17 protein-coding genes, 1 other RNA gene and 2 pseudogenes are annotated in these 20,569 nt (G+C 67.2%); 11 read left to right on the top strand and 9 right to left on the bottom strand.

Going from position 1 to position 20,569, the window contains the following annotated elements; genetic code table 11:
* Positions 1-7: 7 nt before the first annotated feature.
* The 3 genes from rsmB to def form a co-directional block, all read right to left on the bottom strand.
* Positions 8-1,318, bottom strand: coding sequence for a 16S rRNA (cytosine(967)-C(5))-methyltransferase RsmB (gene rsmB / locus A7D16_RS03040; RefSeq protein ID WP_064629701.1), 1,311 nt, complete (start codon positions 1,316-1,318; stop codon positions 8-10).
* Positions 1,318-2,241: a methionyl-tRNA formyltransferase gene (gene fmt, locus A7D16_RS03035; RefSeq protein WP_064629699.1), complete on the bottom strand. Its 924-nt coding sequence runs from the start codon at positions 2,239-2,241 to the stop codon at positions 1,318-1,320. Before fmt ends, rsmB begins: the two co-directional genes overlap by 1 nt.
* Positions 2,242-2,655: 414 nt before the next feature.
* Entirely contained in the window at positions 2,656-3,168 is a 513-nt protein-coding gene (def, locus tag A7D16_RS03030) for a peptide deformylase (RefSeq protein ID WP_064629696.1), read from the bottom strand.
* 131 nt (positions 3,169-3,299) lie between these two features.
* On the opposite strand from def, the gene A7D16_RS03025 reads away from it, so the two are divergent.
* The 9 genes and pseudogenes from A7D16_RS03025 (at position 3,300) to A7D16_RS02985 (ending at position 13,155) form a co-directional block, all read left to right on the top strand.
* The gene (locus A7D16_RS03025; protein WP_064629694.1) at positions 3,300-4,436 is read left to right on the top strand and encodes a LysM peptidoglycan-binding domain-containing protein; all 1,137 of its coding nucleotides are present in this window, start codon (positions 3,300-3,302) and stop codon (positions 4,434-4,436) included.
* Positions 4,437-4,507: 71 nt separating this feature from the next.
* On the top strand, positions 4,508-5,653 hold the full coding sequence (dprA, locus tag A7D16_RS03020) for a DNA-processing protein DprA (RefSeq protein WP_064629692.1): 1,146 nt from the start codon (positions 4,508-4,510) through the stop codon (positions 5,651-5,653).
* Positions 5,654-5,695: 42 nt separating this feature from the next.
* Entirely contained in the window at positions 5,696-6,169 is a 474-nt protein-coding gene (locus A7D16_RS03015; RefSeq protein ID WP_003484452.1) for a DUF494 family protein, read from the top strand.
* A 40-nt stretch (positions 6,170-6,209) separates the two neighbouring features.
* A pseudogene (locus tag A7D16_RS03010) lies at positions 6,210-6,924 on the top strand (pilin).
* A 41-nt stretch (positions 6,925-6,965) separates the two neighbouring features.
* The gene (locus A7D16_RS03005) at positions 6,966-8,219 is read left to right on the top strand and encodes an RDD family protein (RefSeq protein ID WP_064629688.1); all 1,254 of its coding nucleotides are present in this window, start codon (positions 6,966-6,968) and stop codon (positions 8,217-8,219) included.
* Between the two features lie 181 nt (positions 8,220-8,400).
* Entirely contained in the window at positions 8,401-10,896 is a 2,496-nt protein-coding gene (locus A7D16_RS03000; protein ID WP_064629686.1) for a DNA topoisomerase I, read from the top strand.
* A 10-nt stretch (positions 10,897-10,906) separates the two neighbouring features.
* The gene (locus A7D16_RS02995) at positions 10,907-11,470 is read left to right on the top strand and encodes a Sua5/YciO/YrdC/YwlC family protein (protein WP_064629684.1); all 564 of its coding nucleotides are present in this window, start codon (positions 10,907-10,909) and stop codon (positions 11,468-11,470) included.
* A gap of 231 nt (positions 11,471-11,701) precedes the next feature.
* Positions 11,702-12,487 carry a hypothetical protein gene (locus A7D16_RS02990; RefSeq protein WP_064629682.1) on the top strand — a complete coding sequence of 262 codons (786 nt, stop codon included), beginning with the start codon at positions 11,702-11,704 and terminating at the stop codon, positions 12,485-12,487.
* Between the two features lie 23 nt (positions 12,488-12,510).
* A complete protein-coding gene (locus A7D16_RS02985; protein WP_181920524.1) occupies positions 12,511-13,155 on the top strand; it encodes a DUF4124 domain-containing protein in 645 nt (214 codons plus the stop codon).
* A gap of 169 nt (positions 13,156-13,324) precedes the next feature.
* Here the strand turns inward: A7D16_RS02985 and A7D16_RS02980 are convergent.
* Both A7D16_RS02980 and A7D16_RS02975 read right to left on the bottom strand, forming a co-directional pair.
* Positions 13,325-13,401, bottom strand: a non-coding RNA gene (locus A7D16_RS02980) — sX9 sRNA.
* Positions 13,402-13,461: 60 nt separating this feature from the next.
* Positions 13,462-14,238 carry an SDR family oxidoreductase gene (locus A7D16_RS02975; protein ID WP_064629679.1) on the bottom strand — a complete coding sequence of 259 codons (777 nt, stop codon included), beginning with the start codon at positions 14,236-14,238 and terminating at the stop codon, positions 13,462-13,464.
* A gap of 106 nt (positions 14,239-14,344) precedes the next feature.
* On the opposite strand from A7D16_RS02975, the gene A7D16_RS02970 reads away from it, so the two are divergent.
* Positions 14,345-14,560 (top strand): hypothetical protein, encoded by a 216-nt coding sequence (locus A7D16_RS02970; protein ID WP_064629677.1) that lies wholly within the window; start codon positions 14,345-14,347, stop codon positions 14,558-14,560.
* Positions 14,561-14,624: 64 nt separating this feature from the next.
* Here the strand turns inward: A7D16_RS02970 and sppA are convergent, their stop codons facing one another.
* Complete coding sequence (sppA, locus tag A7D16_RS02965; RefSeq protein ID WP_064629675.1) at positions 14,625-16,526, bottom strand: signal peptide peptidase SppA; 1,902 nt, start codon at positions 16,524-16,526, stop codon at positions 14,625-14,627.
* 84 nt (positions 16,527-16,610) lie between these two features.
* A complete protein-coding gene (locus tag A7D16_RS02960) occupies positions 16,611-17,987 on the bottom strand; it encodes an MATE family efflux transporter (RefSeq protein ID WP_064629673.1) in 1,377 nt (458 codons plus the stop codon).
* A 188-nt stretch (positions 17,988-18,175) separates the two neighbouring features.
* Here A7D16_RS02960 and A7D16_RS24380 point away from each other — a divergent pair.
* Positions 18,176-18,359: pseudogene (locus A7D16_RS24380) on the top strand (DUF3667 domain-containing protein); the annotation flags it as partial.
* Positions 18,360-18,559: 200 nt separating this feature from the next.
* Here the strand turns inward: A7D16_RS24380 and A7D16_RS02955 are convergent.
* Together A7D16_RS02955 and A7D16_RS02950 are read right to left on the bottom strand one after the other, a co-directional pair.
* A complete protein-coding gene (locus A7D16_RS02955) occupies positions 18,560-19,174 on the bottom strand; it encodes a DUF3106 domain-containing protein (RefSeq protein ID WP_064629671.1) in 615 nt (204 codons plus the stop codon).
* Positions 19,158-20,192: a hypothetical protein gene (locus tag A7D16_RS02950; protein WP_064629669.1), complete on the bottom strand. Its 1,035-nt coding sequence runs from the start codon at positions 20,190-20,192 to the stop codon at positions 19,158-19,160. The genes A7D16_RS02955 and A7D16_RS02950 overlap by 17 nt, the downstream gene beginning before the upstream one ends.
* Positions 20,193-20,569 lie beyond the last annotated feature (377 nt).

Raw genomic sequence — 20,569 nt, 5'->3', positions numbered from 1 at the left:
CGCGCGATCAGGAAGCTTTTAGCAAAAGCGCGTAGAAAAATCCGTCGCAGTGCTGCTCGCCTGGAAATCGCTGACGCCCGGGGCCAGCCGCATGCCCGAACTGCGCACCCAACGGCTGCGTCTGCGCATCGGGCGTGCGTTGCAGGAATGCATCCACCTGTGCCTGGTTCTCGCGCGCCAACAATGAGCAGGTGGTGTAGAGCAACTGCCCGCCCGGGCGCAGGGTGCGCCAGGTCGCATCGAGCAGGCGCGCCTGCAAGGCCGACAAGGCATCGATATCGTCGGCACGCCGGTGCAGCAGCACATCCGGCTGACGACGCACCACGCCGGTGGCCGAACACGGCGCGTCCAGCAGCACCGCATCGAACGGCTGACCGTCCCACCACGCATCGGTGTCGGCGGCATCGGCCGCATGCAACGCGACCTGTGCCTCTGGCACGGTGCGCTGCAGGGTCTGCTGCACGCGCTCCAGGCGGCGTGCATCCACATCCAGCGCAGTGAGCTGCAGACCCGGAAAACGTTCCAGCAGATGCGCCGCCTTGCCGCCGGGCGCGGCGCACGCATCGAGCACACGTGCCGCAGGCGCCAGCGTCAGCGCATCGGCCACCTGCTGCGCAGCGCCGTCCTGCACCGAGACATCGCCTTCGGCAAAGCCCGGCAACTGACTAACCGGTACCGCGCCGTGCAGGCGCACCGCATCCGGCAACACCGCATCGGTTTGCGCGGCGATGCCCAGCTCGGCCAGCCGGGCCACATACGCCGCAGGATCGGTGCGCGACCGCTGCACACGCAGCCACATCGGCGCCATCTGCGCACTTGCGGTGAAAATGCCTTCCGCACGCTCGCCCCAGTCCGCGCGCAACTGCTTGCGCAGCCACGACGGCCAACCGGCGTCGCCCGACACCGCCGGGAACCCCTCGCGCTGGGCGCGTCGCAAAATCGCATTGACCATGCCGGCCTGGCGTGGCCGGCCCAGCGCGCGGCACGCATCCACGGTGGCCGACAGCGCCGCATGCGCCGGAAGTTGCAGCACGTCGAGCTGGGCGAAGCCGACCATCAGCAGCGCCTTGAGTTCGGCGTCGCGCGGCGGCAGCGGACGCTCCAGCCATTGCCGCAACGCCACGTCATAGGCCGGGCGGCGGCGGATGACCGCGAAGCAGATCGCCTCCACCAATGCGCGGTCGCGCGGATCGTCAATGCCGGGCAAGGTCGCGGCCAGTTCGGCCTTCAACGAACGGCCCTGGTCGAACACCGCCGTCAGCACGCGTGCGGCCGCCAGGCGCGAAGCGACGCCGGCAGTTGCAGGCTCGGTCGACATCAGCGCCGCGCCAACAGATCGCGGCGCGCGTTGAGGTAGTCGGCAGCGGTGATCGCCTTGCCGCCCTCGCGCTGCAGCACGCGCACCCTTAGCGCACCCTGCCCGCAGGCGATGTCGATGCCCTGCTTGCTGGCCGCCAGCAGCGTGCCCGGCGGCTGTTGATGCGCCAAGTCAAGCGCCACTGCGCCATGCAGGCGCACCCGCTCGCCGGCCAGCGTGGCTTCGGCCACCGGCCACGGGTTGAACGCGCGCACGCGCCGCGCCAGCTCATGCGCCGGCTGCGCCCAATCCAAGCGCGCCTGTGCCTTGTCCAGCTTGTGTGCGTAAGTGACGCCCTCGGCCGGCTGCGGTTGCGCCACCGGGCGGATGCCGGCACGCAGCAGGCCCAGGCCATCGGACAGCACCTGCGCGCCCAGCGCGGCCAGCCGGTCGTGCAACTGCCCACCGGTTTCCTGTTCGCCGATCTCGATGCGCTGCGACAGCAGCACCGGGCCGGTGTCCAGGCCGGCTTCCATCTGCATCAGGCACACGCCGGTCGCGGTATCGCCGGCCTCGATCGCGCGCTGGATCGGCGCGGCGCCACGCCAGCGCGGCAACAGCGAGGCATGCACGTTCCAGCAGCCGTGGGTCGGCGCGGCCAGCACTGCCTTGGGCAGGATCAACCCGTAGGCCACCACCACCATCAGGTCCGCATTGAGCGCACGCAGCGTGGCCAGCGCCTCGGGCGAACGCAGCGTCTGCGGCTGAAACACCGGAATGCCGCGCGCGATCGCCTCGATCTTGACCGGCGACGGCGTCAGCCCGCGGCCGCGCCCGGCGGGCCGATCAGGCTGGGTATAGACCGCCACCACTTCATGCCGCTGCGCGGCAGCGCGCAACGAAGCGACAGCGAAATCCGGCGTACCGGCAAAGACAATTCTCATAGGGCTGGGATTTGGGATTTGGGATTCGGGAGTGGGGATTCGCAACGGCGGAGGTGCTGGCCGGGGCGGGAGTAGCGTGGGGCTGAGAGGGGAGAGCGGGATTGACGCTGGAAGTTTGGCAAACCTGCGCCGGAACCCATGTGCCCCATGATCAATCGAGTCCACGGAGAAGCGGGAGTTGCATCCGAGAATTTGATGCCCGCAATAGGCAGCGGATTATCGATCACAAATTCCGCGCCTAAGGTTTCAAGGCTATCCGCCCCCGGACTTGGCGCAATCGCGATGTGCCGGCATAGCCATCAGATCGCACCGCGATTCGCGCTCAAGGATGTGGAACCAGGCGACTCAACAACCCGCAAAAACCTGCTTTTGCCAATCCCGAATCCCAAATCCCCGCTCCCAGCCCTCAAGCCCTCAAGCCACATGCTTGCGCTGTTTGGCCAGCTTCTTGCGCACCATTTCGCGCTTGAGCGGTGAGAGATAATCCACGAACAGCTTGCCGTCCAGGTGGTCCATCTCGTGCTGGATGCACACGGCCAGCAGGCCATCGGTCTGCAGTTCCTGCGCCTGGCCCCGACGGTCGAGATAGCGCACCGTGATCGCATCGGCGCGGCTGACATCGGCGTAGATGCCCGGCACCGACAGGCAGCCTTCCTGATACAGCTGCTCGCCCTGTTTGCTCACGATCTCCGGGTTGACGAACACCTGCGGCAGGTTCTTTTCGTCGCTGACGTCGATCACCATGAAACGCTTGTGCACGTCCACCTGACTGGCGGCCAGGCCGATGCCGGGCGCCTCGTACATGGTCTGGAACATGTCATCCAGCAGCGTCTGGAACGCCGGGCTGGTGAGCTCGGCAGCATCGACCGGCACGGCCTTGGTGCGCAGCCGCGGGTCGGGAAACTCAAGAATAGGGAGCAAAGCCATGGGGTTACCCGTCTGGGAACACCGGCGCGGCGCCGGCAAGACGGTCTCATTCTAGCGCAATGCTTGCGTGGCGCCCCGGTTTCTGGACTATAGTGCGCGGACCTGTTGGGGAATCAGGCAAGAAGGCACTCATGTTGAACCGACTTCGTACGGTCGTCGCTGCGGCGATGCTGACCGTCGCGACCTACGCTGCCGCGCAAGCGGTGGGCGAGCATCCAGACACCTATGTGGTCCGCAAGGGCGATACCTTGTGGGACATCGCTGGGCGTTTTCTGCAAAAACCATGGCTGTGGCCGGAAATCTGGCAAGCCAATCCGCAGATCCAGAATCCGCACCTGATTTATCCCGGTGACGTGATCAGCCTGGCCTATCTGGACCGCGTCGGCAAAGGCACGATCCAGCCCGGCCCGCGCCAGGAAGCGCCGATCAATGCCATTCCGCTGGCCGACGTCGAGCCGTTCCTGAAGAACCTGCGCGTGGTCGAAGACTTCGACGAACTGCCGTACGTGGTCGGTCTGGAAGGCGGCCGCTCGCGCGCCACCACCGGCCAGGTCGCTTACGTGGTCGGCCTGGAAGACGCGCAGCCGGGCCAGCGCTTTGCGGTGGTTCGCCCGACCGTGAAGTTCAGCCTGCCCAAGCACAACGAAGACCTGGACATGGCGGGCAACATCACCGCCGGCTCCGGCAACATCTGGAAGAACTTCATCGCGCCGAGCACGCGCCGTGAGTTCCTCGGCTACGAGATGGCGCAGGTCAACGTCGGCACCATCACCCGCAGCGCAGCAGGCGGCAACTCCAAGGCAGCCACGTTGCTGCTGCAGGACAGCGGCCGCGAAGTGCGCGCCGGCGATCGCATCGTGGCCGTCGAAGCACAGCCGTACGACCTGCAGTTCATCCCGCACCCGCCGTCGGAACAGGCGCTGCAGACCGAACTGCGCGTGCTGGCCATCTCCGACGCCTTCATCGTCGGCGGCACCCGCGACGTGATCGCCATCTCCGGCGGCGCCCGCGAAGGCATCAACAACGGCACCGTGTTTTCGGTCTGGCGCAAGGGCCGCACCGTCAGCGACCGCGTCAAGCACTCGCGCTTTTCGCGGACCGACGATGATTTCAGCGGCCCGGCCGGCTCCACCGTCGGCCTGCCCGACGAATACGCCTCGCATGCGATGGTGTTCCGCACCTTCGACAAGGTCAGCTATGCGTTGGTGATGGAAAGCGTCAAGCCGACCGGCCTGGGCTATTTCGTCAAGCATCCTGACGCGCAGTAAGCGAAAGTTCCGATGCAGTAACGCGACGGCGCCCGAGGGCGCCGTCGTCGTTTGCGGCCTAGCCTTGGTGCATGGCCCTGACTGCTCCCGACCTGCGCGCATTGCTGATCCTGCTGCTGGCAGGCGGCCGCACCCCACCACGCAAGGCATTGCTGACTACCTTCGCGTCGACCGCCCAGATGCTGGCGGCCGGCCCCGAGGCGTGGCGATCCGCCGGCTGCGACGAACTTCAATCAGCGCTGCTGCAAACCCCTGACTCGCGTGCGCTCGACGCTGCGCTGCGCTGGTGCGGGCAACCCGGACACCACCTGCTCAGCTGGTGCGATCCCGACTACCCGGCCCTGCTGCGTCATATCGCCAACCCGCCGATGGCCCTGTTCGTGGACGGTGACCCCAACGCGCTCTGGCACCCGGGGGTGGCGGTGGTCGGCAGCCGCTCGGCCACCGCCGGCGGCCGCGACCACACCCGCGCGTTCGCTTCGAGCCTTGCCAGCGCCGGGCTGAGCATCGTCAGCGGCATGGCCGCAGGCGTGGATGCGATCGCGCACGAGGCCGCACTGACCCAGCGTGATGGCATCACCGTGGCGGTGGTCGGCACCGGTACCGATGTGGCCTATCCCGAGCGGCACCAGGGTTTGCGCGATCGCATCGCCGAACGCGGCGCGGTGGTCAGCGAATATCTGCCGGGCACCGCCCCGGTCGCGGCGCACTTTCCGGCCCGTAACCGGATCATCGCCGGGCTGGCGCTGGGAACGCTGGTGGTCGAAGCGGCGATGCGCTCGGGCGCGCTGATCACCGCCCGGCTGGCTGCCGAAGCCGGGCGCGAGGTGTTCGCCCTGCCCGGCTCGCTGCACAATCCGCTCGCGCGCGGCTGTCACCACCTGATCCGGCAAGGTGCCACCTTGGCGCAGGAGCCGTCCCAGGTCATCGACGGGCTGGGCGTGCTGTCGGGCGAACTGGCCAGCGCCTTGCGCGAGCGTCTGGCCGCCCCCACTGAGTTGCGCAGGAAGACAACGACCGGCGCTGGCGCCGGTGTTGCCCGCTCCGATCCGGACTACCAGCGCTTGTGGCAAGCACTGGGCCACGACCCAACCCCTATGGATTCATTGGTGCAGCGCACCGGATTGACGGCCGCCGCGCTGTCCTCCATGCTGCTCATCATGGAACTGGAGGGAGACGTGGTCACCGAGCACGGTCGCTATACCCGCAATCCTTAGTTTCTTCACCTCCACAGCGTCGCGCGACGCAGGCCGAGGGCAATGAAAGAGAGCATTCTCGATGTACTGCTGTACCTGTTTGAACATTATTTCAGCGAAGACGCGGACTTGGTCCGTGACCGTGACTCGCTTCAGAATGGCCTGATCCAGGCCGGCTTCAGTCCCGCAGAAATCAGCAAGGCCTTCGATTGGCTGGACGCGCTTTCCGAGCAGCGGCCCAGCGTGGCGCGCCCGCATGTCGATGGACCGGTGCGTATCTATCACGGGCCCGAGCTGGACAAGCTCGACGTGGATTGCCGCGGGTTTCTGCTGTTCCTCGAGCAACACCGCATTCTCGATGCCGACCAGCGCGAGTTGGTGCTGGACCGCGCCATGGCGCTGGACCAGGACGAACTGGATCTGGACGATCTCAAGTGGGTGGTGCTGATGGTGTTGTTCAACCAGCCCGGCGCCGAGGCGGCCTACGCCTGGATGGAAACCCAGATGTTCCTGGACGAGCCTGAACCCGTACACTGAGAACTGAAGCCGCCACGGACGTGCGTGCAGGGGAACGGGGATGCGCAGTTGGTATTACGCCGATGGCAACCGCCATCGGCACGGTCCGGTGGCCGAAGACGCCTTGCTGGGCCTGTATCGCGATCGTCTGATCGCCCTGGACACGCTGGTCTGGCGCGAGGGGCTGGACCACTGGCTGCCGCTGTCCGCCTGCGCCGACACCCTGGGCCCGCCGGTTTCCACTGACATGCATGTGGCTGCGCCGCCGCCATTGCCGCCCGCTGCGGCGCCGCTTGGCCATCCGCCCCTAGCTCCAGCGCACCCGCGCAGCCACACCACTGGCTGGCCGGTGGTTGCGGTGCTCGTCGCGGTGGTCGGCGTCTTTGTGGTGGTCGGGGTGATCGGGATCCTCGCCGCGATCGCGTTCCCGGCTTACAACGATTATCTGGGGGCGCGCCAAGGTGGCCGAAGCGATTGGCGAACTGGCACCGTTAAAGCCGCAAATCGCCGAATTTCTCGCGAGCGAAGGCCGCTGCCCGGTCAATGACGACCCTGGCTTCAAGCAGCCCGAGCAGTACGCAAGCGAGCGGTTGAGCAGCGTGCGCATCGGCCGTTTCGAGACCACCGAATGCGGCATCCAAGCCGTCATCCATGCGCCCAAGTCGGCCAGAATCGACGGCAAGGCGCTGTGGCTGGATCTGGATGCGGATGCCGGCAGCTGGAACTGCAGCTCGGAAATCGACGACACCCAACTTCCGCCGGATTGCCGCGGCTGACCGCCTGCAGCACGCCAATCGCTACACCTCAAGGGGACAACATGACGCAGTGGTATTACGCCGATGCACAGCGGCAACGCCAGGGGCCGGTGGACACGGACACGCTTGCCGCACGCCTGTCGCAGGGCATCATCGACCGCTCCAGCCTGGTCTGGCGCGAAGGCCTGCCGCAGTGGGTCGCACTGCACGAGGTCGCGGCCGAGCTGGGCCTGGACCATACGGTGTCCGCAGCCGCGCAGGCCAGCGGCCCGACGCGCGTGGATGCGCCGGTCGATGCGCCACCGCCGGCGGCCTCCCCTGCAGACAGTGCGGCGACCTTGCCGATCAATGACCACGCTGCCGAGGCATCGCACGGGCCCGTGGTGGTTGCCGATGCTGGCGGCGTTGCCAGTGCTGGTAATACCTTCACCGACGGTGCCGATCGCCCTGCATCGGTCGATTCCCCGCTGCATCCGCCACGCGACCCAGCCCCATCGTCAGATCCGTCGACGTGGTCCATCGCACCGGCAGAGGCGGCGACCACGTCACTGGCCTCCGGTCCTAGCCTGAGCAAGACGCCGGACGCGACACACACGCCGGGATACGCGCCAGCAGCTGCGATCGCCCCGCTTCCCAGCGCATGGGATGCCCCGGCCCTGGCCGCGCCTGCCGCAAGCGCTGCGCTGCAGGACGGCCCTGTCGTCTACGCCGGCCTGTGGCGGCGCGTGGCCGCCAGCATCCTCGACAGCCTGATCACCACCTTTGCGGTGTACCTGATCGTGATCCCGCTGGCCTTCGTCGTGGCGCTGCTGACCACCCGTGGCGATTCCGGTTCGGCGCTGGACGACGGCAGCGCGCTCGGCATTGCGATCCTGGTGATGTCCTACGGCATCGGCCTGGCCATCCCGACGCTGTATTTCGCCTGGATGCAGTCCAGCCGGCATCAGGCCAGCCTGGGCAAGCTCGCCTGCGGCATCAAACTGGTGCGTGCAGACAGCAATGGCGCTCGGGTCGGGTTCTGGCGCAACGTGCTGCGCTACCTGGCCTACATGCTGATCAGCGTACTCACCTTGGGCATCGGCGCGATCGTGGCGGCATTCATGGCCGGCATGACCGAGCGCAAGCAGACTCCGCACGACAAGCTGTGCGACACCCTGGTGGTGGACCGCTGGGCCTTCACCGACCACCCGGAACGCCAATCCAGGGGTCTGGATACGGTCTCCATCGTGGTGCTGGCCATTTACGGGGTGATCCTGGTGCTGTCAGTGGTGGCCTTGGCCTTCGTGCTGGCAGCCATCGGAATGAGCCAGAACTAGCAGTTCGTGGCGCTGGCCGCTTGACACGGCGGCGTCCGCCGTGATCTTTCTAATAATAGAACTGAACGCCCGGGCTACTTCCCGGGCGTTAACGTGTGGGAAACGGCCGATCTGCTTCCCTCGACCGGCCAATTAGGCCACGCTACCCGCCCCCCGGGCCTTGCCCCAAGAAGTTGCCACCATGCCCAAGCACCTGCTCATCGTCGAATCGCCCGCCAAGGCCAAGACGATCAATAAATACCTCGGCAAGGACTTCACCGTCCTGGCCTCGTATGGGCACGTGCGCGACCTGGTCCCCAAGGAAGGCGCGGTCGATCCGGACAACGGCTTTGCGATGCGCTACGACCTGATCGAAAAGAACGAAAAGCATGTCGAAGCCATTGCGCGTGCGGCCAAGACCGCCGACGACATCTTTCTGGCGACCGACCCGGACCGCGAGGGCGAGGCGATCAGCTGGCACATTGCCGAGATCCTGAAAGAGCGCGGCCTGCTCAAGGACAAGCCGATGCAGCGGGTGGTGTTCACCGAGATCACCCCGCGCGCGATCAAGGAAGCGATGCTCAAGCCGCGCGCGATCGCCGCCGATCTGGTGGATGCGCAGCAGGCCCGTCGCGCGCTGGATTATCTGGTCGGCTTCAACCTGTCGCCGGTGCTGTGGCGCAAGGTGCAGCGCGGCCTGTCCGCTGGCCGCGTGCAGTCGCCGGCACTGCGCATGATCGTCGAGCGCGAAGAAGAGATCGAAGCCTTCATCGCGCGCGAATACTGGTCCATCGATGCGCATTGCCGGCATCCGTCGCAGCCGTTCAACGCGCGTCTGATCAAGCTGGACGGGCAGAAATTCGAGCAGTTCACCGTCACCGACGGCGACACCGCCGAAGCGGCGCGGCTGCGCATCCAGCAGGCCGCGCAAGGCGTGCTGCATGTCACCGACGTGGCCAGCAAGGAGCGCAAGCGCCGCCCCGCCCCGCCGTTCACCACCTCCACGCTGCAGCAGGAAGCCTCGCGCAAGCTCGGCTTCACCACCCGCAAGACCATGCAGGTGGCGCAGAAGTTGTACGAAGGCGTGGCGCTGGGCGATGAAGGCTCGGTCGGCTTGATCAGCTATATGCGTACCGACTCGGTCAACCTGTCGCAGGACGCGCTGGCGGAAATCCGCGACGTGATCGCACGCGATTTCGGCACCGCCTCGTTGCCGGACCAGCCCAACGCCTACACCACCAAATCCAAGAACGCGCAGGAAGCCCACGAAGCGGTGCGCCCGACCTCGGCGTTGCGCACACCGGCGCAGGTAGCGCGCTTTTTGTCCGACGACGAGCGCCGCCTGTACGAATTGATCTGGCGCCGCGCCGTGGCCTGCCAGATGATTCCGGCCACGCTCAACACCGTCAGCGTGGACCTGTCGGCCGGCAGCGCGCATGTGTTCCGCGCCAGCGGCACCACCGTGGTGGTACCGGGCTTTCTGGCCGTCTATGAAGAAGGCAAGGACACCAAGAGCAGCGAGGACGAGGACGAAGGCCGCAAGCTGCCGTTGATGAAGGCCGGCGACAACATCCCGCTGGACCGCATCGTCACCGACCAGCACTTCACCCAGCCGCCGCCGCGCTTCACCGAAGCGGCGCTGGTCAAGGCGCTGGAGGAATACGGCATCGGTCGTCCGTCCACCTACGCCTCGATCATCCAGACCCTGCAGTTCCGCAAGTACGTCGAGATGGAAGGCCGCAGCTTCCGCCCCACCGACGTCGGCCGTGCGGTGTCCAAGTTCCTGTCCGGGCATTTCACCCGCTACGTCGATTACGACTTCACCGCCAATCTGGAAGACGATCTGGATGCGGTGTCGCGCGGCGAAGCCGAGTGGATCCCGTTGATGGAAAAGTTCTGGGGCCCGTTCAAGGAACTGGTCGAAGACAAGAAGGACTCGCTGGACAAGACCGACGCCGGCAGCGTGCGCGTGCTGGGCGCCGACCCGGTCAGCGGCAAGGAAGTCAGCGCGCGTATCGGCCGCTTCGGCCCGATGGTGCAGATCGGCACCGTCGAAGACGAAGAAAAGCCCACTTTCGCCTCGCTGCGGCCGGGCCAGAGCATCTATTCGATCTCGATCCAAGACGCGCTGGAGCTGTTCAAGATGCCGCGCGCGCTGGGCCAGGACAAGGATCAGGATGTCAGCGTCGGCATCGGCCGCTTCGGCCCGTTCGCCCGCCGTGGCAGTGTGTACGCCTCGCTGAAGAAAGAGGACGACCCGTACACCATCGATCTGGAACGCGCGGTGTTCCTGATCGAAGAGAAGGAAGAGATCGCGCGCAATCGTGTGATCAAGGAATTCGAGGGCAGCGACATTCAGGTGCTCAACGGCCGCTTCGGCCCGTACATCAGCGACGGCAAGCTCAATGGCAAGATCCCCAAGGATCGCGAGCCGGCATCGTTGACGTTCGAAGAAGTGCAGCAGTTGCTGGCCGATACCGGCAAGCCGGTTCGCAAGGGCTTCGGTGCCAAGAAGGCCACGCTGAAGAAGAATGCGGTGAAGGATTCTGCCAAGGAAGCCAAGGACGCTGCCAAGAAGACAGCGGTCAAGAAAACCGCCACCAAGACCGCTGCAAAAAAGGCCCCGGCCAAGAAGACCGCTGCCAGGAAGGCCGCCAAGCGCGTGGTCAAGAAGGCCGTGAGCAAGACCGCAGGCTGAGAGGTACGGCATGACCCACGCACTCAGCCTGGAAAGCGCCGTCGCCGCCCTGACGCAGGGCGGCGTGATTGCCTACCCGACCGAAGCGGTGTGGGGGCTGGGTTGCGACCCGCGCCAGCAAGCGGCCGTACTGCGCCTTCTGGAAATCAAGCGGCGCCCGGTCGACAAGGGCGTGATCGTGGTGGCGTCCGGCGTGGACGTGCTGCGCGACTGGATCGATCTCGACGCGCTGGAGCCGGCCCGCCGCCAAGCCGTGCTGGGCAGCTGGCCGGGCCCGCATACCTGGATCCTGCCGGTCACCGCACAGGCGCCGCGCTGGGTCACCGGCGAGCATGACGGGCTGGCGGTGCGCATCAGCGCGCACCCGTTGGTGGCAGCGCTGTGCGCGGCCTGGGGCGCGCCGTTGGTGTCCACCAGCGCCAACCTGGCCGGTGAGCCGCCAGCACGCAGCCGCGAGGCGCTGGACCCGGCGTTGCTGGCGACGATCGACGGCGTGGTGGACGGCGAGGTAGGCGCGCTGGCGCAGCCAACCCAGATCCGCGACGCGCGCAGCGGCCAGATCCTGCGCGACTGACAGCGGCCCGATAAACGCCGGCGCCGGCACGAGGCGAACGCGGCCGGTGCTCGGATTCGGTGGGTTCCACCTCATACGCTCCGGCGTCTGCGCGTCGTCCTCGCTCATCTGACGACTGCCCGCCCACTGGCAGCAGCTCCAAGCCAGGTGACGTGTCGCCACCGACGCACCCGCAACGCCGTTCAGCCGCGCCCCCTTTGCGGCAGCCGGGCAGACGCGCACACTGCGGCCATGCGCACCGTCCTCACTCTATTGCTGCTCGCCACGGCGCTGCCTGCGTCGGCGGCCACTCCTGCGAACAAACCGGACCCGAATGTGCGGGTCTACCGCTGCGTCAGCAGCAGCGGCACCGTCGCCCTGCAGGACGCGCCGTGCAGCGGCGGCCGCCAGCAAGTCTTGGACATGCAGCGCCCGCAAGACCCACCGCCGCGTCCGGCGCGGGTGCAAGCGCCGGCAGCGGTCGCCGCACCGGCCACGCGCGAGGTCCGCATCGTCACCGTGCAACCGCCACAGCCCATGTACGAGTGCACCACCGAAGACGGCAGCCGCTACACAAGCGACAGCCCGGAAGGCAATCCGCGCTGGGTACCGACCTGGGGCCCGGCCTATGTGGGCAATGCCATTGGCGCGCCGGGCGGCGGCGGCATCCAGCGTCCGCCGATCTCGGTCAATCCGCGCCCGGCGATCTCGGTGCAGGGCGGCTCGGGACGGGGAAGCATCCGTGGCAGCGCGAGTTTCGGCGCAGAGACCTACCAAGGCGGCAACTACCAAGGGGGCTATCAGGGCGGTTACAACGGCGGCGGCTATGGCGGCACGGTGATCGTGCCGTACGGCAATGTGCAGGTCCGCGACGAATGCCATGCCCTGCCCGAACAGGAAGTCTGCGCGCGCTTGGCCGACCGCCGCTGGGAGCTGATCCGCCGCTACAACAGCGCGCTGCAGAGCGAGCGTCAGGATCTCAGCCGCGAACAACTCGGTATCGAAGCGCGCCAGCAACGCGATTGTGGCGGCGTATGAGGCGCTGGCGGCTGTCAGGCCTGATGGCGGTGAGCATGCTGGCGGTGGCTTCGGTGGCCGGCGCGCAGGAAGTGGCGATCTACCGCTGCACCGACCCGACCGGTGCGCTGACGGTGCAGAACATGCCGTGCCCGAAAGGCATGCAGCAACAGAAAAAGCTGATGACCGCACCGGCCGCAGTGCCATTCGCGCCGGGTGGAGCGGCAACCGCAGCGCCGGCACGTGCGACGCAGCCACGCGCTGCTGCGCCAACCGCCGCGCCAGCGCCTGCCGCGCCAGCAGCGACGCCCGCTACCACGCCGGTGCCGGCAGCGACCTCCACCTCGACGCTACCACCGCCGCCGCTGTTCGAATGCACTGCGCACGACAACGGACGGTACTTCACCGAAGACCGCGAGCCGGCCACGCGCTGCCTGCCGATGCAGACCACTAATCTGGCCGGCGGGCCGGCGACCGGTGGTGGTAGCGCCTGCGAAGTGGTCACCGACCGCTGCGCGCCGGTGCCGGACCAGAGCCTGTGCGAGGCCTGGCGCAAACGTGCCGAGCAGGCCGAATCCACCTGGCGCTTCTCCGACGAAGCGCAATCGGCCGAACGCAAGCAACGCTACGAGCAGATGCGCCGGGTGCTCGACGAGAGCCGCTGCGCTAATCCATCCGCTACGCCGTGATGGGAGCAACCAGCGGTCCAGTGCAGGGCAGTCAGGTTGACGGCCCTGCGTTTGCCGCGCCGGTGCGTTAAAGCCATTGGCAACCGTCAGCGATGACCGGATGCCGTGCGTGGTGCACTGAGCCGCACCATCGCTGTCGCCTGGCTTCTGCGCAGGCAGGCTAAGAGTGGGCTTACACAACCTCGCGAGCGGTCGCCAGGTGGGTGCGGGCGGCGCGCTCAGAGCCGGAGTGTACGGGTGGTACATGCCAATTTCGCGCACCGACTGCGCCCGCCTGACGGCCGCGCCGTCGTTTGGTTAGCTGCTCTAAAACCCGTAGCGCAGGAATCCGCCATCCACCGCGATGCATTCGCCGGTGATGTAACTGGCGGCCGGCAGGCACAAGAACCCCACCGCCGCGGCGACTTCTTCCGGTTCGCCGATGCGGCGCATCGGCGTACGTTCGATCACCTGTTCGTAGTAATCCGGATCCGACAACGGCCCGGAGGTGCGGCGCGTGCGGATGTACCACGGCGCCACCGCGTTGACGCGGATGCCGTCTTCGGCCCATTCCACGGCCAGGTTGCGCGTCATCTGTTGCAGCGCCGCCTTGGTCATGCCGTACGGTGCGCCGCTGCGCACATGGGTGATGCCCGAGACGCTGCCGACATTGACGATCGCCGAGGCAGCGTGTTGCGCCAGCAACGGGTGCGCGTAACGCGAGAGTTCGAATGCGGAAAAGACGTTGGTTTCGAAGATGCCGCGCCATTGGTCTTCGGTGTAATCGATCGCGGCCCGGGTGAGGTTGCCGCCGGCGTTGTTGATCAACAGATGCAGGCCGTCGGCGTGGTCTTCCACCCAGTCCAGGATGGCGCGGCGTTCCTCATCGTCGGCGACATCGGCAGCCAGCCCGTGCAGCTCGCGCTCGGGAAATTCATCGGCGAGCTCGTCGCGCGCCTGCGCCAGCGCATCGGCATCGCGCGCCACCATCAGCAGATCGGCGCCGAAGCCGAGCAATTCGCGCGCAATGGCCAGGCCAATGCCGGCACTGGCGCCGGTGATGAGGGCGGTCTGTCCATCCAGCCGCCAACGGTGCATTGTCACGTGGGTGATCCTCTTCAAGACGCTGAGAAACGGCCGCTGCAGCGCAGTTGGCGCGCATGTGTGGGCCGAGCGTTAGGATACCGCCACCCCGAGCGAGGTCACGACGATGAAGACGCATTGGATGCTTGCAGCCTGCCTGGCGGTGTCGCTGGGCGCCTGTCAGCGGCCGCAGCCCGCGCCCACCGAACAAAAACCCGAACCGCAGGCCACCGCCTTGCGCGACCACATCCAGGAACCGCTGAACAAGGCGCACGCAGTGCAGGCCGCGACCGATCAGGCCGCCGACGACCAGCGCAAGGCGATCGACGCAGCCACGCAGTAGAAACAACAACGCCGGCACATGGCCGGCGTTGTCGATACAGCAATCGCTGTCCAAGCGCGACGGGTCAGAACCCGCAGAAGCAGTACGCCAGCGACTTGACCGGCGTGCCGCCTGCCTTGCTGTCGTGCACGGCGCTTTCGACGAAGCGCAGCTGCTTGTCCACTTCCGGCAACGAGCGCGCCAGCAGTGCGCGGGCCATGCCCGAATCGCCCAGCATCCACGCGCCCATGCGGCTACCGGCAAACCCGCTCATGAACTGCGAGAACGGCGTGGCCGGCTTTTCCACATAACGCACGCGGAACTTGCCCTTGCTCAATTTCGCGCGGTCGGCCGCATCGGCCACCGCTTCCTGCATGCCACCGAACGCGTCCACCAGGCCATGCTGCTTGGCCTGCGCACCGCTCCACACGCGACCGCGCGCGACCTTGTCGATGGCCTCCACCGACTGGTGACGCGCCTGCGCCACCTTGCCGGTGAAGTCGGCGTAGCCCTTGTTGATCACCGCCTGGATGACCTGGCCGGCGGCCGGGTCCAGCGGACGGGTGATGTCGAACGCACCGGCAAAGCGCGTGGTGCCCACGCCGTCGGTGTGCACGCCGATCTTGTCCAGCGCGCGGGTCAGGTTGGGCACCATGCCGAAGATGCCGATGGAGCCGCTGATGGTCGACGGGTCGGCATAGATGCGATCGGCATTCATGCTGATCCAGTAACCACCGGACGCGGCCAGGTCGCCCATCGACACCACCACCGGCTTGCCGGCCTGCTTGAGCGCAACCACCTCGCGGCGGATCTGTTCGGAGGCGAACACTTCGCCGCCGGGCGAATCTACCCGTAGCACCACCGCCTTCACTTCCTCGTCGTCGCGCGCCTGACGCAGCAGCGCGGCGGTGGACTCGCCACCGATGCGCCCGGCCGGCTGCTCGCCGCCGCTGATTTCGCCAGCTGCCACCACCACCGCAACCTGCGGGCGGCTGTCCATCGGCGAGCGCTGCGCCTGCAACTGGCTCAGGTAATCGTTGAAGCCGATATTGCGGAAGCCGCTGTCGGCATCGCTGTCGGCCACGCCGCGCTTGATCAGCAGCGCGTCGACTTCTTCGCGGGTCTTGAGCCCGTCCACCAGCTTCTGCTGCAAGGCGAACTTGGCCAGGTCGCCACCGGCGGCGGCCACGCCTTCGGGCAGCGTGTCGATACCGGCGGTGAGCTGCGCCGGGCTCAGCTTGCGCGCGGTGCCCACGTCGGCCAGATAGCGCTGCCACACATCGTTCATCCAGAACAGGTCCGCTTCCTTGGCATCGGCCGAAGCAGCATCGAGGATGTACGGCTCGGCCGCAGACTTGTATTCGCCGACGCGGAACAGGTGCACGTCCACGCCGAGCTTGTCCTGCAGGCCTTCGCGGAAGTACTGGCGATAGCGGCCAAGGCCTTCCAGCAGCACGCTGCCCATCGGATCCAGGTACACCTCGTTGGCCTGCGCGGCGAGCAGGTACTGGCCCTGGCTCATGCTCTCGCTGAAAGCCACGACCTGCTTGCCGGAGGCGCGCAACTTCTGCAGCGCGGCGGCCACTTCACGCTGCGAGGCGAACCCGGACGGCTGGAACTTGTCCAGATTCAACAGCACCCGCTCGATCTTGCGGTCCTTGCCGGCCGCCTCGATCACCCGCACCAGGTCGCGCAGCTGCACTTCTTCGGCGCTCTTGTCGCCCACCGCCTTGGCCAGCGACCGGCTCACCGGGTCGGCGCTGAACTGCTCGACCAGCGTGCCTTCCGGGTTGATCACCAGCGTGGTGCGATCGGCCAGCGGTTTGGTGCCGTCGCCACGCGCGATCGCCACCACGAACAGCAGCAGCAACAGGAACAGAAAACCGAAGAACACCAGGTTGAAGATCAGGCGCCGGGTGAAATTCATCACATCCCACAGGCCGACGAAAAAGCTGGCGATGGGATTGCGACGCACGGGGTGGTTCATGGAAAACTCCGTCGAAAGACGCTGCATACAGATCGATGGTGTCCAGCATACCGGCTGCGCAGCGCGCGCGGCATGCGCTGAAAGTCAGGGGGTCAGGCCGGCAGTCAGCCGCCGGCTGGTCTGGCGGAAGCGCAAGCCCATCAGGATCGAGGCCACGGTCAGGCCCAGAATCAGCCCGATCCACATCCCTTGCGGCCCCCAGCCCAGCCCCAGGCCGAGCCCGGCGCCGATCGGCATGCCCACGCCCCAGTACGAAAACATCGCCAGGAACATCGGCACGCGGGTGTCCTTGAGGCCGCGCAGCGCGCCGGCCGACAGCACCTGGATGCCATCGGGAAACTGGAACGTGGCCGCAAACAGCAGCAATCCCGACGCCAGCGCCGCCACTGCCACATCATCGGTATACACGCCGACGATGGCGTCGTGGCCCAGCAGCAAGGCGCTGGCCGAGAGCGCCTGGGTGCCCAGCACGATGGCGTAGCCGGCCCAGGCCGCACGCCGCATGCCCAGCGGGTCGCCGCGGCCCACCGCATGGCCGACGCGCACGGTGGTGGCCTCGGCCACGCCCATCGGCACCATGAAACACAGCTGCGCGACGTTGATCGCAATCTGATGCGCCGCCGCCTCGGTCGAGCCCAGCCGGCCGATCAACAACGCAGTGACGATAAACAGCCCGCCTTCCATCAGCACGGTGATGCCGATCGGCAGGCCGGTGCGCAACAGATCGCCGATGGCGCGCCAGCGCGGCCCTTCCAGATGGGTGAACAATTGCAGATGCGCAAAGCGCCGCGCGCGCCATAGATACAACGCAAACACGCTCGCCTGCACCCACATGGTGATGGCCGAGGCCATGCCCAGCCCTTCGGCACCATGCTCGGCAAAGCCGCACTTGCCATAGGTCAGCGCATAGCCCAGCGGCGCCAGCACCAGCAACCCGCCGAAGCCCAGCAGCATGGTCGGCAGCGTCCAGTGCATGCCCTCGCTGAGGTAGCGCATGCAGAAGTAAAACGTCAGTGCCGGCACGCCCCAGCGCACCGCATGCAGAAAGTCGGTCGCCCCCGGCACGATGTCCGGCGCAATGCCGAAGGTGGGCAGCAGCGGCGGCACCACGCTCAGGAACGCGAACATCAACGCACTCAGCCCCAGCGAAAGCCACAGCGCCTGCCGGAACAGCGGCCCGATCTCGCGCTGCCGGCCAGCGCCCATCAGCTGCGAGACCGAGGCGGTCAACGAAATCAACGTGCCGATCGGCACCAACATCGGCAGCCACAGCAGCGAGGTGCCGATGGTCACTGCCGCCAGCGTGGCAGTGCCGTGGTGGCCGGCGATGACGTTGTCGACAAACCCGATCAGGCCAGTGGAGACGTGGCCGAGCACCAGCGGCAACGCAAGCAGGCCGGTGGTGCGCACTTCCGAGGCGAAGCCTGGCGTCGCGGACGGGGGTGCAGAGGAAACAGACATGAAAACCGATCGCTGCGCGGACTACGGCCGTGCCGGGAGGCGCTGGCACCGGGTCGCGTGGGCCCGCTATCTTACGCGGACTTTCCGGCTGCGGCCTTGTCGCACATTTGGGTAGAGCCTGCTGCGCGCAAGCGCGGGCGGGCAAAAAAACGCGGAGGCTGCTGCTAGCGGGCCGGCGCGGGATAACGTTGCACGCGTGCGCAGACGCCCTTCCTTCGGGACCACGCCTTCGGCAACGCGCCTTTCCCACGACCCGCCAACCGGACCTGGCTCATGTCACTGGATTCGACCGCACACCACCCCACCGCCTGCGAAAACTGTGCGGCCGCATTGCATGGCGCGTTCTGCCACGCCTGCGGGCAAAGCGCGCACCAACGCCGAAGCGCAACGACGCCTGACGCAACTGCAGGCCGATGCGCGCCCGACCAGCGCTGTGCCCACCACCGCGTCGAACAGCGACGACACGTTTGTCGCGGTGCTGGCTGACACCGGCACCTGCTTGAACCGGTGTCGCACGCGCACCCTGACGCATCAGACGCGCGCCTACCGCGGCGGCGACGTGCCGCTACCGATCAACGCGCCAGCTGGCGCTTCAACCAGGTGCTACGCGTGGCCGGCGCTTCGGCAAGGAAGGCATCGCGCAACCCAGCGCGCTCCTGTGGCGGGGTGCGTTGTGCCAGCACCGCCAGCTGCTCCAGCTGGCCGGCATCCAGGCTGCGCAGCGCGGCCAGCATGGCGTCGCGCTGGGCGGGCGGCACGTAGCCGATCAACGGTTGCAATTGCGCATAGAACGCCCCCACCTGCGAGCCCAGGCGCCAGCCGTCGCGATGCAAACGATCCATCGCGCCGAACTGCGTACGCAACGCGCGTTGCTGATCCTCAGGCAGGGCCTGCAGACGCTCGCGTGCCTGGCGCAACACCACGCGGTCGGTGGCGGTCAGGTCCTTCCAGGCTGCGTAGCGGGCGCGCAACTCGGCCCGCTGCGCGGGCGTCAACGCCTCCCAGCGCGCGCGTTGCTGCGCAGCGCTCGGGGTTGTGTTCGGCACCACGCTCGGCGTTGCGGCAACCGGCATGGGCGCAGCCGGCGCGGCGCCGGCTTCTTCCAGCGGCGTCGGCAATGTCTGCGCGCCGGCCAGGCCGGCAAGCGCGCAGAGCAACAGGCCGCACCCCTCAGTTATTTTCGTCATCGACCGTCTCCAGCGGGGCGGAAGGCTGCTCGGCCGCGGTGGCGTGCGCGCCGGATTCGTCGGCCGGCACGGGGTGGCCGGCTGCATACCAGGCATAAAGGTCTGCAGCGCGCGCCAGCTCCAGATCCGGGTCGGCCAACATGGCCTGGTCGCGCGGGTCCAGGCCTGGCGTGGCCACGGCATCCGGCAGATCGGCGGCAGGCAGGTCTTCCACCAGCACCGGCGCTGCGTCGGTCACATGCAGCACGCCGGCCGGCGCCTGCGAGACCGGTTCGGGCGGCAGCGCAGGCCGGCGGTGGGTCCACCACCAGCCCAGCACGGCCAGCAGCAGCGCCAACGCCAGCACGCCCAGTGCCATGCCGGCGTGGCGACGATCCAGCCGCGGCCACTGCCATTGCCGCCTGGGGCGGACGCGTGCGGCGGTTGCGCGGGGCGGCGTCGGGGCGGCCTCGGCCGGCACAGCGGGCTGCAGCGGCATCCCGGCCAGGGCCGAATCGCGCAACTGGCTGAGCCGGGTCAATTGCGACGCAGTGAGGTCGCGCAGCTCCAGCTGCACCGCCTCGGCCAGGACCCGCCAGGCCTGCGCATCCGGGTTACCGGCGGCATCGCGCGGGCAGGCGCGCGCCAGCGACTGACGATAGGCCGCCGTCTCGACACCCTGCACCTCGCTGGCCGCATCCTCTTCCAGCCCGGCCACGATCCGCAGCAGCAGCGCCAGGCGATCGGCGGTCTGCATCCGGCCCAACACAGTGAACGGGGGCAGCCAGGTGCCGGGCATCGGTTCGCGCCGCAGCGGTGGCGCGGTGGCGAGCAAGCTCCAGAAGCGCATCGGCCAACCGGCCATCGGCCGACCTGCCGCCTGGCTGCTGAAGGCGCGCAAGGCGGCTGCCAGGGCGCGCTCGGCGGTGGCCACGTCACCGCATTGCAACTGTGCGAGTACCAGACCCCGGCGTTCGACACCGCGCAGGAAGGCTGACAGCGCGGCAGGGGTCACGGGGGCGTCGGGAACTACGGTCATGAGAACTCCAGCATCGGCCGGCATGATACCGACGCGATTGCCCCCCGCGGATGGCTTGACAGATCGGCCCGGCCCCGCTCCACCTTCACGCCGGCCGCAGCTGTCGCCGCCGCGGGTTGTGCACAGCGGCAGGCATACCGATACGCAGGCGTCTGTCAACAGTTGTTTTTTCTTTGTTGCAATCGTGTTTCACGCCTAAGTAATTGAAAATATTAGCCTTATGGATGTTGGCTAAAAAATGTCCAAGAGGTTGCAGAGGCTAGTGAATCCACCGTCATGGCGTGGAGCACGAGACTAATTCACAGGTTTATCCACAGGCAATGTGGATAAACCCGTTTCCTTAACCCTCACATAGGTTTACGTCGGATTTATCACTT

Source organism: Xanthomonas nasturtii (assembly GCF_001660815.1).
Lineage (GTDB): Bacteria > Pseudomonadota > Gammaproteobacteria > Xanthomonadales > Xanthomonadaceae > Xanthomonas > Xanthomonas nasturtii.
Note: the sequence above shows the minus strand (reverse complement) of the source record. Positions and strands in the feature narration are given on the sequence as shown.

Bases quoted from the DNA above. Each gene is read 5' to 3' on its own strand.
- A7D16_RS02950 (WP_064629669.1), bottom strand. From the start codon at position 20,192: ATGACCGTAGTTCCCGACGCCCCCGTGACCCCTGCCGCGCTGTCAGCC.
- sppA (WP_064629675.1), bottom strand. From the start codon at position 16,526: ATGAACCACCCCGTGCGTCGCAATCCCATCGCCAGCTTTTTCGTCGGC.
- A7D16_RS03025 (WP_064629694.1), top strand. From the start codon at position 3,300: ATGTTGAACCGACTTCGTACGGTCGTCGCTGCGGCGATGCTGACCGTC.
- A7D16_RS02985 (WP_181920524.1), top strand. From the start codon at position 12,511: ATGGCGGTGAGCATGCTGGCGGTGGCTTCGGTGGCCGGCGCGCAGGAA.
- dprA (WP_064629692.1), top strand. From the start codon at position 4,508: ATGGCCCTGACTGCTCCCGACCTGCGCGCATTGCTGATCCTGCTGCTG.
- A7D16_RS03005 (WP_064629688.1), top strand. From the start codon at position 6,966: ATGACGCAGTGGTATTACGCCGATGCACAGCGGCAACGCCAGGGGCCG.
- fmt (WP_064629699.1), bottom strand. From the start codon at position 2,241: ATGAGAATTGTCTTTGCCGGTACGCCGGATTTCGCTGTCGCTTCGTTG.
- rsmB (WP_064629701.1), bottom strand. From the start codon at position 1,318: ATGTCGACCGAGCCTGCAACTGCCGGCGTCGCTTCGCGCCTGGCGGCC.
- A7D16_RS02955 (WP_064629671.1), bottom strand. From the start codon at position 19,174: ATGACGAAAATAACTGAGGGGTGCGGCCTGTTGCTCTGCGCGCTTGCC.
- A7D16_RS03015 (WP_003484452.1), top strand. From the start codon at position 5,696: ATGAAAGAGAGCATTCTCGATGTACTGCTGTACCTGTTTGAACATTAT.
- A7D16_RS02960 (WP_064629673.1), bottom strand. From the start codon at position 17,987: ATGTCTGTTTCCTCTGCACCCCCGTCCGCGACGCCAGGCTTCGCCTCG.
- def (WP_064629696.1), bottom strand. From the start codon at position 3,168: ATGGCTTTGCTCCCTATTCTTGAGTTTCCCGACCCGCGGCTGCGCACC.
- A7D16_RS02995 (WP_064629684.1), top strand. From the start codon at position 10,907: ATGACCCACGCACTCAGCCTGGAAAGCGCCGTCGCCGCCCTGACGCAG.
- A7D16_RS02970 (WP_064629677.1), top strand. From the start codon at position 14,345: ATGAAGACGCATTGGATGCTTGCAGCCTGCCTGGCGGTGTCGCTGGGC.
- A7D16_RS02990 (WP_064629682.1), top strand. From the start codon at position 11,702: ATGCGCACCGTCCTCACTCTATTGCTGCTCGCCACGGCGCTGCCTGCG.
- A7D16_RS03000 (WP_064629686.1), top strand. From the start codon at position 8,401: ATGCCCAAGCACCTGCTCATCGTCGAATCGCCCGCCAAGGCCAAGACG.